The 14824-nt window shown below is 60.4% G+C and carries 14 protein-coding genes; 6 read left to right on the top strand and 8 right to left on the bottom strand.

What is annotated here, in order from left to right; translation table 11 throughout:
• The first annotated feature begins 27 nt into the window (after positions 1 to 27).
• The 5 genes from IWX87_RS12350 (at position 28) to xth (ending at position 3917) form a co-directional block, all read left to right on the top strand.
• Complete coding sequence (locus IWX87_RS12350) at positions 28 to 858, top strand: thymidylate synthase (RefSeq protein ID WP_196863824.1); 831 nt, start codon at positions 28 to 30, stop codon at positions 856 to 858.
• A gap of 5 nt (positions 859 to 863) precedes the next feature.
• Positions 864 to 1367 carry a dihydrofolate reductase gene (locus IWX87_RS12345; RefSeq protein ID WP_370583880.1) on the top strand — a complete coding sequence of 168 codons (504 nt, stop codon included), beginning with the start codon at positions 864 to 866 and terminating at the stop codon, positions 1365 to 1367.
• Entirely contained in the window at positions 1364 to 2398 is a 1035-nt protein-coding gene (locus tag IWX87_RS12340) for a nitronate monooxygenase family protein (protein ID WP_196863822.1), read from the top strand. Before IWX87_RS12345 ends, IWX87_RS12340 begins: the two co-directional genes overlap by 4 nt.
• A gap of 110 nt (positions 2399 to 2508) precedes the next feature.
• The gene (locus IWX87_RS12335; protein ID WP_196863821.1) at positions 2509 to 3090 is read left to right on the top strand and encodes a DUF4337 domain-containing protein; all 582 of its coding nucleotides are present in this window, start codon (positions 2509 to 2511) and stop codon (positions 3088 to 3090) included.
• Positions 3091 to 3134: 44 nt separating this feature from the next.
• Positions 3135 to 3917, top strand: coding sequence for an exodeoxyribonuclease III (gene xth / locus IWX87_RS12330; protein WP_196863820.1), 783 nt, complete (start codon positions 3135 to 3137; stop codon positions 3915 to 3917).
• 85 nt (positions 3918 to 4002) lie between these two features.
• On the opposite strand, the gene IWX87_RS12325 is transcribed toward xth, so the two are convergent.
• The 4 genes from IWX87_RS12325 to IWX87_RS12310 all read right to left on the bottom strand — a co-directional run bounded on the left by IWX87_RS12325 (position 4003) and on the right by IWX87_RS12310 (position 8618).
• Entirely contained in the window at positions 4003 to 4815 is an 813-nt protein-coding gene (locus tag IWX87_RS12325) for a sulfite exporter TauE/SafE family protein (RefSeq protein WP_196863819.1), read from the bottom strand.
• A 4-nt stretch (positions 4816 to 4819) separates the two neighbouring features.
• Positions 4820 to 6424 carry a gamma-glutamyltransferase family protein gene (locus tag IWX87_RS12320; protein WP_196863818.1) on the bottom strand — a complete coding sequence of 535 codons (1605 nt, stop codon included), beginning with the start codon at positions 6422 to 6424 and terminating at the stop codon, positions 4820 to 4822.
• An 11-nt stretch (positions 6425 to 6435) separates the two neighbouring features.
• Positions 6436 to 7416 carry a tripartite tricarboxylate transporter substrate binding protein gene (locus IWX87_RS12315; protein WP_196863817.1) on the bottom strand — a complete coding sequence of 327 codons (981 nt, stop codon included), beginning with the start codon at positions 7414 to 7416 and terminating at the stop codon, positions 6436 to 6438.
• Positions 7417 to 7652: 236 nt separating this feature from the next.
• Positions 7653 to 8618, bottom strand: coding sequence for a tripartite tricarboxylate transporter substrate binding protein (locus tag IWX87_RS12310; RefSeq protein ID WP_196863816.1), 966 nt, complete (start codon positions 8616 to 8618; stop codon positions 7653 to 7655).
• A 148-nt stretch (positions 8619 to 8766) separates the two neighbouring features.
• Here IWX87_RS12310 and IWX87_RS12305 point away from each other — a divergent pair, with 148 nt between their 5' ends.
• Complete coding sequence (locus IWX87_RS12305; protein WP_196863815.1) at positions 8767 to 9645, top strand: LysR family transcriptional regulator; 879 nt, start codon at positions 8767 to 8769, stop codon at positions 9643 to 9645.
• A 170-nt stretch (positions 9646 to 9815) separates the two neighbouring features.
• On the opposite strand, the gene ntrC is transcribed toward IWX87_RS12305, so the two are convergent.
• The 4 genes from ntrC to glnA form a co-directional block, all read right to left on the bottom strand.
• Positions 9816 to 11360, bottom strand: coding sequence for a nitrogen regulation protein NR(I) (ntrC, locus tag IWX87_RS12300; RefSeq protein ID WP_196863814.1), 1545 nt, complete (start codon positions 11358 to 11360; stop codon positions 9816 to 9818).
• A 55-nt stretch (positions 11361 to 11415) separates the two neighbouring features.
• Positions 11416 to 12486, bottom strand: coding sequence for a nitrogen regulation protein NR(II) (gene glnL, locus IWX87_RS12295; protein WP_231374769.1), 1071 nt, complete (start codon positions 12484 to 12486; stop codon positions 11416 to 11418).
• A gap of 64 nt (positions 12487 to 12550) precedes the next feature.
• Positions 12551 to 13063, bottom strand: coding sequence for a hypothetical protein (locus tag IWX87_RS12290; protein ID WP_196863812.1), 513 nt, complete (start codon positions 13061 to 13063; stop codon positions 12551 to 12553).
• Positions 13064 to 13364: 301 nt separating this feature from the next.
• On the bottom strand, positions 13365 to 14780 hold the full coding sequence (gene glnA, locus IWX87_RS12285; RefSeq protein ID WP_196863811.1) for a type I glutamate--ammonia ligase: 1416 nt from the start codon (positions 14778 to 14780) through the stop codon (positions 13365 to 13367).
• Positions 14781 to 14824 lie beyond the last annotated feature (44 nt).

Here is a 14824-nt window from a genome sequence, read left to right as displayed (position 1 = left end):
GAAATCTCACCACTCCGGTTTTTCTCCATGACCCGCCCCACACGCTCCCAATACGAAGACCTCATGCGCTTGGTGGACACGCAAGGCGTCCACAAGGCCGACCGCACCGGCACCGGCACGAAAAGCGTGTTTGGCCACCAGATGCGCTTCGATTTGAACGAAGGCTTTCCACTGGTCACCACCAAGAAGGTCCATGTCAAGTCCATCATCCAGGAACTGCTCTGGTTCCTGACGGGTTCGAGCAGCAATCACTGGCTGCTTGAACGCGGCGTGACGATCTGGAACGAATGGGCGCGCCCGGACGGCGACTTGGGGCCGGTCTACGGCGTCCAGTGGCGCAGCTGGCCCACGCCGGACGGCGGCCACATCGACCAGATCGCCGAAGTCATCAAGACCCTGAAAACCAACCCGGACTCGCGCCGCATTATCGTCAGCGCCTGGAACGTCGCCGAGTTGGACAAGATGGCGCTGATGCCCTGCCACGCGCTGTTCCAGTTCTATGTCGCGCCCGCCCTTGAAGCCGGCGGCAAGGGCCGGCTCAGCTGCCAGCTCTACCAGCGCAGCGCCGACATCTTCCTCGGCGTGCCGTTCAATATCGCCAGCTACGCGCTGCTCACGCACATGGTGGCGCAGCAGTGTGACCTTGAGGTCGGCGACTTCATCTGGACCGGCGGCGACTGCCATATCTACAGCAACCACGCCGAGCAGGTTGAGCTCCAACTCGGCCGCGCGCCGTTTGCTTATCCGACGCTGAACATCAGGCGCAAGCCGGATTCAATCTTCGATTACCAGTTCGAGGACTTCGAATTCCTCGACTACCAGCACCACCCGGCCATCAAGGCGCCGGTGGCGGTTTGATGAACATGGCCGCGACGCCCCGCATCAACCTGATTTACGCCCGCGCCGCCAATGGCGTGATTGGGCAGAACAACGCCATGCCCTGGCACCTGCCCGAAGACCTGGCGCATTTCAAGCGTCTGACGCAGGGCTGGCCGGTCATCATGGGCCGCAAGACGTGGGATTCGCTGCCACCCCGGTTTCGTCCCCTGCCCGGCCGGACCAATGTGGTCATCACGCGGCAGCCGGACTGGCGTGAAGCCGGTGCGAACCCTGCCAACAGCCTGGGCGATGCGCTGGCGCAGTGCAGCACGTTCGAAGAAGTCTGGATCATCGGCGGCGCGCAAATCTATGCCCAGGCCGAGCCGCTGGCCTTGCGGATTGAAGCGACCGAAATCGCCCAGGACTTTGAGGGCGATGCGTTTGCGCCGCCATTGAGTGACGCATGGCAGGAAACAGCGCGTGAAGCGCATGTGTCAAGCAACGGCTTGCCCTTCAGCTTCGTCACGTTTGAAAAGACCGGTGCATGAACATCCAGGAATTTTTCGGCATTGAGCTGCCCGTCATTCAGGCGCCCATGGCGGGTGTGCAGGCCAGCGCGCTGGCAATAGCCGTGTCGAACGCTGGTGGCATGGGTTCATTGCCCTGCGCCATGCTGACGATTGAGTCGCTTCGCGCAGAGCTGCAAGCCATCACCGCACAGACCCAACGGCCCTACAACGTCAACTTCTTCTGCCACACGCCTTCCGCGCCTGATGCGGCCCGCGAGGCCAAATGGCGCGCCGTGCTCGCGCCCTACTACGCTGAATTTGGCATTGACCCCGCATCGGTGCAAGCCGGCAGCGGTCGGGCGCCTTTCAGCAGCGAACATGCCGAGTTGCTGGCGACGTTCAGGCCACCGGTTGTTAGCTTTCATTTCGGCTTGCCTGCGCCAGCGTTGGTGCAACGCGTGAAGTCCTGGGGTGCAAAGGTCATCGCTTCAGCCACCACCGTCGCGGAAGCCCGCTGGCTGGAAGCGAACGGTGCCGACGCGATCATTGCCCAAGGCCTGGAAGCCGGCGGCCATCGCGGACTGTTTTTGAGCGACGACCTGACGACGCAGGTAGGCACGCTGGCGCTGCTGCCGCAGGTGCTGCGCGCCGTGCGCGTACCGGTGATCGCGGCCGGCGGCATTGCCGACGCACAGGGCGTGAAAGCCGCACTGGCATTGGGCGCTGCTGGCGTGCAGGTTGGCACGTCTTACCTGCTGTGCCCGGAAGCCACCACCACGGCGCTGCACCGTGCTGCATTGCAAAGCGATCGGGCAGAACACACCGCGCTCACCAACCTCATCACCGGCCGCCCGGCGCGGGGCATGTACAACCGGCTGATGCGCGAATTGGGCGCGCTGAGCGACGCGCCGCCGGCTTTTCCGCTGGCAACATCCGCCTTGATGCCCTTGAAAGCCGCTGCCGAAAAGCTCGGTCGAGATGATTTCCCCACGCTCTGGGCAGGACAGAACGCCAGTGGCTGCCGCGAGATTCCCGCTGCTGAATTGACACGACAGCTAGCCTCAACCTGAAACTGCACGCCATGGAAATGGTCACCTGAAGTATCTAATCCGTGACCCTTCGGCGACAGCAGTGGCTGAAATTCAGTTTTTTCCCCTATAAAAATACCCAGAGAAACAATATGTCAGGACAAGGATTTCACGTACACGGCCCCCACGACCACGAACTCGAACATGCGGCCCAGGGCGGCCATGACAGCGGTGGCATGATCGCGCAGATTGCGGTCGTCACCGCCATCATCGCCACCGTGGGCGCGCTGTTTTCATACCAGGGCGGCGCCACGCAGGCCAATGCTGGCCTCTACAAAAACAACGCGGCCATCAAGAAGACCGAAGCGGCCAACCAGTGGAGCTTTTTTCAGGCTAAAAGCACCAAGCAGGCACTGGCTGAATTTGCCCGCGACCTGGCGCCTGACGACAAAAAGTTAAGCTACCAAGTCAAGATTGACCGTTATGAAAAAGAAAAAAACGAGATCAAGGTAGGCGCTGAAAAACTCGAAACCGAATCCTCTAACTGGGAAAAATCATCCGATGAACAGATGCACCAGCACCACCGTTGGGCCCAGGCCACCACCGTGCTGCAGGTTTCGATTGCGCTGGCAGCCATTGCGCTGCTGACGCGCAAGAAGTGGCTGGAATATGGCATGTTTGCCCTCGCCGGTGTAGGCCTGGTGATGGGCGCATTGGCTGCGCTACACATTTAATAGCTACTCTCGCCCATCCTGATTACGCTGGAGCACTAAAACCCATGAAAATTGCCACCTGGAATGTCAATTCCCTGACGGTTCGCCTGCCGCAGGTGCTCGACTGGCTTGCGGCTAATCCGGTTGATGTTCTCTGCCTGCAGGAACTCAAGCTCAGCGACGACAAGTTTCCGCATGCCGCGCTTGACGCCGCCGGCTACCAGAGCGCCGTGTTTGGCCAGAAAACCTACAACGGCGTCGCCATCCTGAGCCGCACGCCAGCGCGTGACGTGGCGAAAAACATCGCCGGCTTCACCGACGAGCAGTCGCGCGTCATTGCCGCCACGCTAGACATGCCCGGCGGCGAGGTGCGCGTGGTCAACGGGTATTTCGTCAACGGCCAGTCGCTGGGCAGCGAAAAGTTCGAGTACAAGATGAAGTGGCTGGAAGGACTGCGAAACTGGCTGCGGGACGAACTGGCCAAGCACCCGAACCTGGTGCTGCTGGGCGACTTCAACATTACCGCCGACGACCGCGACACTTATGACCCTGAAGGCCTGCGCGAGACCATTCACCACACCAGCGAAGAGCGGCTCAATTTCCAGGCCCTGGTCAAGCTCGGCCTGACGGATGCGTTCCGGATGTTCGACCAGCCGGAAAAAAGCTATTCCTGGTGGGACTACCGCGAGATGGCTTTTCGCCGCAACCGGGGCCTTCGGATTGACCACATCCTGGTCAGCGAGCCGCTCAAGCCACGGGTAGCCAGTTGCGTGATTGACAAGCTGCCGCGCAAGAACGAGCGGCCCAGCGACCATGTGCCTGTCGTCGTGGAGCTCGCTTCGCTATAAAAACAGTAGCTGCCAGCGCTTGTGCAGCATGCGCTATTGGCTATTGGCTATTGGCTATTTTTTACAATAATTTCAGCCAGCGCTGTCAGGCAGCCAGTCCCTTGCTGGCCATGTAGGAGGCCAGCACAAACAACAGGCAGGCAAAGGCGCGCTTGAGCTGCTTGACATTGAGCGTATGGGCGGCCCTGGCACCCAAAGGCGCAAAAATCACGCTCGTCGCCACGACCAGCACCAGAGCCGGCAGGTAGAGGTAGCCAAAGCTGCCCTCCGGCACACCTTGCAGGTTCCAGCCGGCGATGAGGTAGCCGACGGTGCCCGCCAGCGCAATCGGGAATCCCAGGGCCGATGAAGTCGCCACGGCGGTGTGAATGGCGACATTGCACCAGGCCATGAAGGGCACCGAGATAAAACCGCCGCCGGCTCCGACCAGCGACGACAGCGTGCCAATAACCGTACCCGCGCCAAACATGCCCGCGCCTTTTGGCAATTGCCGGGATGGCTTGGGCTTTTTGTCGATGAACATCTGCACTGCCGAATAGGTGACGAAAACGGCAAACACCAGCGCCAGCGTCTTGGCCGAAAGCAGCCGGGCAATTTGCGCGCCCAGCAGCGAACCCACCACAATGCCGGGCGCCAGCAGCTTGACGACTTCCCAGCGAACCGCGCCGCGCTTGTGGTGCGCACGCACGGAGGCCAGCGAGGTGAACAAGATGGTGGCCAGCGACGTGGCGACCGCCATCTTGACGACATAGCCCACCGGGAAACCTTGCGCGGTGGCAAGGTAGGTCAGGGCCGGCACCAGCAGCATGCCGCCGCCAATGCCCAGCAGGCCGGCGAGGAAGCCGGAAATGCAGCCGAGCACCAGCAGCTCGACGATCAGGGTCAGCTCAATGTTCATTGCTTCAGTACGCCACGGCCTGGCCGTCCTTGCGCGGGTCCGAGCCTGCGATGTAACCGCCCTGCTGCTTCAGCACCAGTTGCGCGCCGCCGAAGGCAAACACGCCGTTGCCGGGTTCGGCCTTGACGTCATGCCCGCGCACGATCAGCTCACTGACCACACCGGCGTCAAAGCCCGGCTCGACCGCCACCTGGCGCCCGCCGGTCACGCGCCAGCGCGGTGCATCGGCGGCTGCCTGCGGATTTTGCCCGTAGTGCAGCACGCGCAAGGCCATTTGCAGATGGCCTTGGGACTGCATCGGCCCGCCCATCACACCAAAGGCCATTTGCGGCGTGCCATCGGCATGCATGGCGAATGCCGGAATGATGGTGTGGGACGGACGCTTGGCAGATCCGACCTGGTTCGCATGTCCTTGCGCCAGTGAAAACCCATGGCCCCGGTTTTGCAGGCTGATACCGGTTCCGGGCACGACGATGCCCGAGCCAAAGCCCATGTAGTTGGACTGGATGAAGGACACCATCATTCCCGAGGCGTCCGCCGCTGCCACATAAACCGTGCCACCCGGCTTGGGTGCACCATGGCCCGGGTCGCCGGCTTTGTTGCGGTCGATCAGGCTGGCGCGCTCGGCCAGGTAGGCCGGGTCGAGCAGCGCACCGGGCGCGATCTGCATGGCATCAATGTCCGCGTTGTACTGGTACAGGTCTGCCAGCGCGAGCTTCATCGCTTCGATCGACAGGTGTACCGTGTCGACATGGTCAAGCGGCTGGTTGCCAATGCCCAGGGCTTGCAGCATGCCCAGCGCCATCAGGGTGGCAATGCCCTGCCCGTTGGGTGGCAGCTCGTGCACCACTGAACCGGCAAAAGGCTGCGCCAGCGTGCCGCACCAGTCGGTCTTGTGGTTGGCCAGGTCGTCCTCGGTCAATGCGCCGCCATGCGCCCGCGCATGGGCGGCAATTTGCCGGGCCAGCGCGCCCCGGTAAAACGACTCGCCATGGCTTTCGGCAATGGCTTCGAGCGTGCTGGCATGGGCTTCGCTGCGAAACACCTCGCCAGCACGAGGGGCGCGGCCACCGGGCAGAAAGCAGTCGGCAAAACCGGGCTGGTCGCCCAGCCGCGCGCCGCCCATTGCCCACAAATGCGAAATGATCGGCGACACCGCAAAACCGTTGCGCGCGTAGTCGATGGCGGGCTGGGCCAGGTGGGTGAATGGCAGACGTCCGAAACGGCGCGAAAGCGCGCTCCAGGCAGACACCGCCCCAGGCACGGTGACAGCGTCCCAACCTTTGTCCGGCATGGCATCGCGGCCTGAAAAGCGGTCGGCAGACCAGGCCGCTGGCGAGCGGCCCGAGGCGTTCAGGCCATGCAGTTCCTTGCCGTCCCAGACAATAGCAAACCCGTCGCTGCCCAGGCCGCAGCCGGTCGGTTCAACAACGGTCAATGCCATGGCCGTGGCAATGGCAGCATCCACCGCATTGCCACCGGCCAGCAGCATGCGCAGGCCGGCCTGTGCGGCCAGGGGCTGCGAGGTACTGACCACATTGCGCCCCAGCACCGCAGAACGGGCCGAAGGATAGGGATTGGTGAAGTCCAGGGAAGATGAAGCGTTCATGGGGTTTTCTTTCATTCCAGTTTGATGTTGCGGTCGCGAATGATGCGCGCCCAGCGCTGGCTGTCAGCCGACACCATGGCGGCGAACTGTGCGGGTGAACCCAATGGCGCGGGTTCCACGCCGAGTTTGGCCAGGCTTTCCACCACGTCAGGCGCGTGGGAGGCTTTTTCGAAGGCTTCATGCACACGTGCCAGCAGGTCGGGCTTCAGATTGCGCGGTGCATACAGCCCAAACCAAGTGATTGAAGAAAAACCCGGCAGACCGGCCTCGGCCACGGTCGGCAACTCGGGCGCCAGGGTCGAGCGCTTGTCGCCAGTGACTGCCAGCGCACGCAGACGCCCGCTCCTGACATGCGGCATGCCTGAGGGAATGGCATCGATCAGCACCTGCACCGAGCCGGCAATCACATCGGGAATGGCCAGAGCCGTGCCCTTGTAGGGTACGTGGGTGATGAACACGCCCGCCTGGGCCTTGAAGGCTTCGGTGGTCAAGTGCACGATGGTGCCGTTGCCGCTGCTGGCGTAGTTGAGCTGGCCGGGATGCTTTTTGGCATAGTCGATCAGTTCGGCAACCGTTTTGACGGGCAGCGACGGCGTGACGAGCACCACGCTCGCGGCGTCGGCCAGATGCGCAACGGGCGTGAAATCCTTGACGGCGTCATAAGGCAGACGTGGCATCAGGTGGGGTGAAATAGCGTGGGTGCTGCTGGTTGTCAACAGCAGCGTGTACCCATCGGCTACTGCTTTTGCAGCCTCGGCCGTTCCGATGGTGCCGCCCGCACCGGACTTGTTGTCAACGATGAACTGCTGGCCCAGGTCTTTTGACACGCGCTGCGCGATGACCCGTGCCACCAGGTCGGTAGCGCCACCCGCAGGAAACGGCACCACAAGCCGCACCGGCCGTTCAGGCCAGGTTTGGGCCTGAGCGCTTGAGGATGCGGCAATGAGCGAGGCGGCTCCCAGCAGACGAAGGCAGTTGGAGAGAAAACGCATGTGAATAGATCCTGGATAAAGGGATAAAAGAGCTGGCGAAAATATCAAAATTGCCGAAACGTCAAGCATGAAGTCGTTACAGCAAGACTTTTGCGGCGCAAAAGCATAAGCGCAGCGTTTCAGTTAATTTAGGAAAAACCCACTAATGCTTGCAAACGACGAGGGTTTTCAACTTGCAACTGTGGTTTTCTGAATGCATTTGGATATGGATTTGAGCAGCGCAGGTTGGATAGGTTTTATTCCAGCGTTACCTTCAGATCAGTCGCAATACGCTTCCACCGTGCCAAATCAGCAGCCACCATTTGCGTGAACTGTTGCGGCGTGCCCCCGGCCGGATCAATTCCGAGCCGGCTGAATTGGGCTTTGACCTCTGGATCGTCAAGCGCCTGGTTGGCAGCGGCGTTGATGCGCTGGAGAATCTCGTCCGGCAAGCCCTTGGGGCCATACAGTCCGTACCAGACAAGGGATTCAAAGCCCGGCACCGTTTCGGCAATGGCCGGAAACTCTGGTGCCAGCGGGGTTCGTTTTGGAGACGTCACGCCCAGCGCCCGCAGCTGTCCTTCGCGCACGCGCGGCAAAGCCACCGGGATCGATTCAAACATGAAGTCGATGCTGCCGCCAATCATGTCGGGAATCACCGCCGCTGTTCCCTTGTAAGGAATATGCGTCATGAACGTGTTGGTCCTGGCCTGGAATATGGCGGCCACCAGATGCGAGTACGAGCCCTTGCCGCTGGAGCCATAGTTGAGACGGCCCGGACTCTTGTGTGCAATATCGACCAGGTTTTGCACGGTCTTGGCGGGCGAATTGTTTGGCACCAGCAGGATGGCGGCAGCGCTGCCCAACTGCGCGATGGGTGTGAAGTCGCGTGCCGCGTCGTAGGGCAGACGCGAGTTGATGGCGGGCGCGATGGCATGGGTCGATGAGGTCGCCAGCAAAAGGTTGTAGCCATCCGGCGCCGCCTTGGCAATCGCGTCCGACCCAATGGCCCCGGTCGCGCCCGCTCGGTTCTCGACAATGATGGTCTGGCCCAGGGTCTTGCCCATTTTCAGAGACACCACGCGCGCCAGCGTGTCCGTCGCACCGCCCGGTGGAAACGGAATCATGATGCGCACCGGCCTGTCCGGGTAGCCTTGTGCATGTGCCCACGACCCGCCCATGGCAGCACAGGCAGACAAAAACACTGTAAAGAAAAATTTCATGTATGTATCCTCGGGAGCAAGCTGTGCGACACAGGTGGTAGCAATAATTATCGAACCATCAATAAAAAAATCAATCGAGATATTTTCTCTTCAGGCTAAAGAAAACCTTTACTCTGAAGTTTTTAAATGTATTTGAAAATCCCCCCTAATGACCAGTATTCGCCTCCTCAAAACATTCGTCGCGGTGGCAACCGAAGGCTCTTTCGCGGCGGCGGCACTCAAGGTGGCGCTGACGCAGGCCGCCGTCGGCTTGCAGATGCGTGTGCTGGAAGGCGAAATGCGCCGGCCGCTGTTTGAGCGGCGGGGCAAGGTCATCACGCTGAACGGCACGGGTCGGGAGTTGCTTCCAAAGATCAAGCACCTCATTGCCCAGTATGAAAAACTGTTGAGTGCCGCAGGGACCGAGGCCTTGTCCGGAACGGTGAACCTTGGCGCTGTTGTCTCAACCGTCCGGCCGCTGGTGCAGGCCTGCCTGGCGGTCAGGGAGCGCCATCCCTCGCTGGACCTGCACGTCAGCGCTGCCAAGTCCATTGAATTGCTGGCCAAGGTCGGCTCGGGGGAACTCGATGCGGCTGTGGTGGTTCGTGACCCCGGACAAAGCGGGTCTGGCTTGGCCTGGACCGCCCTCTATTCGGAGCCCATGGTGTTGGTCTGCCCCCGAAAGATGAACGAAAAGACAGTGCAGTATGTCTTGAAGACTCACCCTTTGCTTCGCTTTGACCGCACGGAGCTGACCGGGCAGATCGTTGAGCGTACGTTGCGAAAGCTGCGCATCAAGCCCAACGAATTCCTGGAACTCAATTCCATAGAAACCATAGTGGAGCTCATCCGTTCGGACCTGGGTGTGTCGATTCTTCCGCTTCTCAACGGCAGCCGCTGGCTGGCGGACCCCAAGCTCCAGGTCATCGAAATTGCACAGGCCTCTGAGCAGAGGCACATTGTTCTGGTGCAATCCGCCACCAACCAGAATGCAGCGCTGACCGATGTGCTGGCGCAAGAATTTCTTTCAGCCCTCAAAAGGGCTTGAACAAAAGCAATTGATCCAATCGCTTGCGCGCCATTGGCCAGCAGGCAGGAACATTGGAGCGGGAACGGAAAAAAGACCGGCTCCGTGGCATCCACTCGATGTTGGAAAATTTAGCTTGCTATTGAAAATATAGCTGCTATCGCTTGCCCGTCCTGCGCAAACACCCTTATTCACTCAAGATTCAATTCCTGTATCTTGCGCGTGATGGTATTGCGGCCAATGCCCAGCTTGTGCGCCGCCTCGATGCGTCGGCCGTTCGTGTTGGCCAGCGCGGTCATGATCAAACGGGATTCAAAGCGGCGCGTCAGCACATCCCAGACATCGCTGCGCCCTGACACCAGCAAGGCCAGCGCTTCGGCTTGCAGTCCGGTTTCCCATGCCGATGGCAGTGCGCAGTTCTCGGATCCGGTTGCGCTTGCCGCCTGCGCGGGAAGCGCTGGTGAGTCGTACGGATACACGGTGGCAGCGGGCCTGTCGGCATCTCTGGTCGATTCCTCCAGGGGCAAGTCAATTCTTTCAGATGGCCGCGCACCGGACTTCCACGCCAGCGTCGAGCTAAGGACTTCGGGGGGCAAGTCCTTTGGCTCGACCACCTGGGCCGGTGCCATGACAGTCAGCCAGTGGCAGATGTTTTCCAATTGCCGCACATTGCCTGGAAAACCAAACAGGCTCAGCTGCTGCAATGCCGCCTCCGAAATGCGCTTGGGTTCGACGCCGAGTTGCTTGGCGCTTTGCTGAAGGAAGTGGCGCGTCAGCATGAACACATCTTCCCGCCGCTCGCGCAACGCGGGCAGACGCAGGCGAATCACGTTCAGGCGGTGAAACAGGTCTTCGCGAAAACCTCCGTCCTTCACGCGCTGCTCGAGGTCCTGGTGCGTTGCGGCGATCACGCGCACATTGGTCTTGACGGCGTTGTGCCCGCCGACGCGGTAGAAATTTCCATCGCTGAGGACGCGCAACAGCCGGGTCTGCAGGTCAAACGGCATATCGCCGATTTCATCGAGGAACAGCGTTCCCCCGTCAGCCTGTTCGAAACGGCCACGGCGCAGCGTCTGCGCGCCGGTGAAGGCGCCACGCTCATGGCCGAACAACTCGCTTTCCAGCAAATCCTTGGGGATGGCGGCGGTGTTGATGGCGATGAACGGTCCGTTGGCGCGTGGCGAATGCTTGTGCAGTGCGCGTGCCACCAGTTCCTTGCCCGACCCGGATTCGCCTGTGATCATGACTGTGACCATGCTCTGGCTGAGCCGGCCGATGGCGCGGAACACGTCCTGCATGGCTGGCGCCTGTCCCAGCATTTCAGGCGCGGCGGCCATGCGCTCTTCGGCCACTTCCTCGCGCTGGCTTTCCTCGACAGCGCGGCGGATCAGCTCCACGGCCTTGTGCAGGTCGAACGGCTTGGGCAGGTATTCGAACGCCCCGCCCTGGAAGGCAGACACAGCGCTGTCCAGGTCGGAAAAGGCCGTCATGATGATGACCGGCAGGCCGGGCAGTTTGGCCTTGACTTTTTCCAGAAGGTCCAGGCCCGAGCCGCCGGGCATTCGGATGTCGCTGACCAGTATTTGCGGTCCATCGCTTTCGGTGGCAACGTCAAGGGCGGCCAGGACTTCGCGTGGATTGGTGAAGCTGCGCGTGGGCAGGCCTTCGCGCAGCAGCGCTTTTTCCAGAACAAACCGGATGGACTGGTCATCGTCAACAATCCAGATCGGTTTCATGCTTGGGGGTCCCTTTGCTTGGAGCGTGGTTATCTTTGATGAAAGACAGCAGACTTCAGGGCAGTGGTATCAGCAGCTTGAAGTCTGTGTGGCCAGGCCGGCTTTCGCACTCAATCAAGCCGTGGTGTTGCTGGACAAAGGTTTGCGCCAGTGTCAGCCCCAGCCCCGAACCGCCTTCACGCCCTGAAACCAGGGGATAGAAAATACGGTCTTTGATGGAGTCCGGAACACCCGGCCCATTGTCAATCACATGCAATTCCAGTGCCAGTCGATAGCGTTTCTTGCCAAAAGTTATTTGCCGCGCCACCCGCGTCCTGAAAGTGATGGTGGCGTTGCCTGCCGTGATGTGCTGCGCCAGTTCCTGGGCCGCATTGTGGGCAATGTTCAGCACGGCTTGAATCAGCTGCTCGCGGTCTCCGCGAAATTCGGGAATCGACGTGTCGTAGTCGCGCACCACCCGCAGGCCCTTGGGAAACTCGACCAGAATGAGCGAACGCACGCGCTCGCAAACCTCGTGGATGTTCACGTCGCCCACCAGGTGCGGCCGGCGGTGCGGGGCCAGCAGGCGGTCCACCAGTGACTGCAGACGATCGGCTTCGTGAATGATCACCTGCGTGTATTCGGTCAGGTCCTTGCCGATTTCCATTTGCAACAGTTGCGCCGCGCCGCGAATGCCGCCCAGCGGGTTCTTGATCTCGTGCGCCAGGTTGCGGATCAACTCCTTGTTGGCCTGCGCCTGGTCAATCAGGCGTTCTTCGCGGTCCTGCTTGGCCTGCTGCTCCAGCGGCAGCATTTCCACGATGGCTTCTCCGGGTGTGTCGGTCTGGGCCACCACGACATGCACCGGCATGGGCTCGTGGTTCAGGCGGCGCAGCCAGGCGTCATAGCGCAGGGCGGCAAATTCATTGCTGCCGGCGCCTTCCAGCGCATGCTTGAGGATGTGTGGCTCGGTGAAGCATTCAGGCAGCTGAGAGCCTTCGATAGTGCGGCGCGAGGTGCCCAGGGCGTCTTCGAGCGCGGCATTGGCAAACACCACGCAGCCGTTGGTGCGAACCACCGCAACCAAGGTAGCCAGCAGGTCAAAGGCCTGGAAGCGCAGGGTTCCCGAATCCGGGAAGGATGACAAAAAGGTGGGGATGGATGGCTTTTTCAAAAAGCCTTATTTTCATCCATAAGCGGCGCTATCCCGCTTAATTTGACGCTGGCAAGCGGGAAATTTCGCGCTTCAGGCCGGCAATGTCGCTCTGGCTGCGCGCAATGCTGTCTTTCATGTCACTGACACGGTCAAGGTAACGCTGGTAGTTGCGCCCCTCGATGCCTTGCTTGTCGGGCTCGCCATTCTTGTATTCCTTTTCCAGTTCAGCCAGCCGGGCTTCAGATTTCCTGAGCTCCGACTCCAGGATGATGCGTGAATCGCTGTCGCGCGCCCGCTGGTCGGGGCTGCTGTCCGCACGCGAATTGGCCGGCGCAGGGGTGGTGGCCACGCGCGCTGGCGCCTTCGGCACTGGCGTGCCCTGCACCACCGTGACATTGCCGCCGGAAACCACAGTGCAGTTGCGCGATTGCGCATCCTTGACGTTGTTGATGTATTCAGGCGCGCCGGCACCGGCGCCAACGCAGCGGTAAATCTGTTGTGCCCAGGCGTTGGGGCCTGCACCGATTAGCAGCATGGAAAAAATGGACAGGGAACAGAGAATTTTCATGGAAGGATTACAGCGTCTAAAAGCGCTTGCAGTTGGTTGCAGGGTGGATGCAGAAATTGCCTGTGATTCCAATTTCAAATCAATCCGACAGGTTGTTGCTTCGCCTTGCGGTGCATCGGCACTGTCTGCGCCTTAGCGCCTGATCTCGCATTGGCCTGCAAACGCAATGAGTATGCTGCAAAGCGTCAAGAATACAAAATCATGCAAGTGTCAAACCCATGCCGCCATGAAAAAAGGATGGCGCAAACCATCCTTTTTACCGGGCCGCCTGCTTCAGGGATGCAGGTGGGATTGACGCTTTTTACAGCGAGTAGTACATGTCGAATTCGACCGGGGAGACTTCAACGCGGGTGCGGTTGACTTCGCCCATCTTCAATTCGATGTAGGCATCGAGCATGCTGTCGGTGAACACACCGCCCTTGGTCAGGAATGCGCGGTCCTTGTCCAGTTCTTCCAGCGCCTGGTCCAGACTATGGCAGACGGTAGGCACCAGCTTGTCTTCTTCTGGCGGCAGATGGTAGAGGTCCTTGGTGGCGGCTTCGCCCGGGTGGATTTTGTTTTCCACGCCATCCATGCCGGCCATCAGCAGGGCCGCAAAACCCAGGTAAGGGTTCATCAGCGGATCGGGGAAGCGTGCTTCGACGCGGCGGCCCTTGGGATTGGCCACGTAGGGAATGCGGATCGACGCCGAGCGGTTCTTGGCTGAGTAAGCCAGCTTGACCGGAGCCTCGAAGTGCGGCACCAGGCGGCGGTAGCTGTTGGTTCCGGGGTTGGTGATGGCATTCAGGGCTTTGGCATGCTTGATGATGCCGCCGATGTAATGCAGCGCAAAGTCGCTCAGGCCGGCGTAGCCGTCGCCAGCAAACAGGTTTTTGCCGTCTTTCCAGACCGACTGGTGCACATGCATGCCAGAGCCGTTGTCGCCAGCGTAGGGCTTGGGCATGAAGGTGGCGGTCTTGCCGTAGGCATTGGCCACGTTGTGCACCACATACTTTTGCAGGATGGTCCAGTCAGCGCGCTCGACTAGGGTCGAGAAACGCGTGCCAATCTCGTTTTGGCCAGCACCGCCGACTTCATGGTGGAACACCTCGACCGGAATGCCCAACGACTCAAGAATCAGGGACATTTCAGCGCGCATGTCCTGCGTGCTGTCCACGGGAGGCACGGGAAAGTAGCCGCCTTTGACAGTGGGACGGTGCCCGCGGTTGCCACCTTCGAGTTTGGTGCCGGTGTTCCATGGTGCTTCGTATTCTTCGATCTCGTAGAAGCTGTGGTTTGGCTCGGTACTCCAGCGCACGCCGTCGAAGATGAAAAATTCTGGCTCGGGTCCGAAGTAAGCGGTGTCGGCCAGGCCGGTGGACTTCAGATAGGCTTCTGCGCGCTTGGCGATGGAGCGAGGATCACGCTCATAGGCCTTGCCGTCCGTCGGTTCGATCACGTCGCACGTCATGATCAGCGTCGTTTCCTCAAAAAACGGATCAATGTTGGCCGTACTCGGATCGGGGATCAGTTGCATGTCCGAGGCTTCAATACCCTTCCAGCCGGCGATGGACGAACCGTCAAATGCATGGCCGTCGGTGAATTTATTCTCATCAAAATGAGACACGGGCACCGTGGTGTGGTGCTGTTTGCCCCGGGTGTCGGTAAAACGGAAGTCAACGAACTTGACTTCGTTTTCCTTGACCATGTTCATGACGTCAGCGACGGTCTTTGCCATTCAAGAATCTCCTGTGATAGGTAGTGGTTTAAAAATTCGTCTCG

The organism is Polaromonas sp. CG_9.7 (genome assembly GCF_015752205.1).
Classification (GTDB): Bacteria; Pseudomonadota; Gammaproteobacteria; order Burkholderiales; family Burkholderiaceae_C; genus Polaromonas.
The sequence above is the reverse complement of the archived record's forward strand: the minus strand, read 5'-3'. Positions and strand labels throughout refer to the sequence as shown.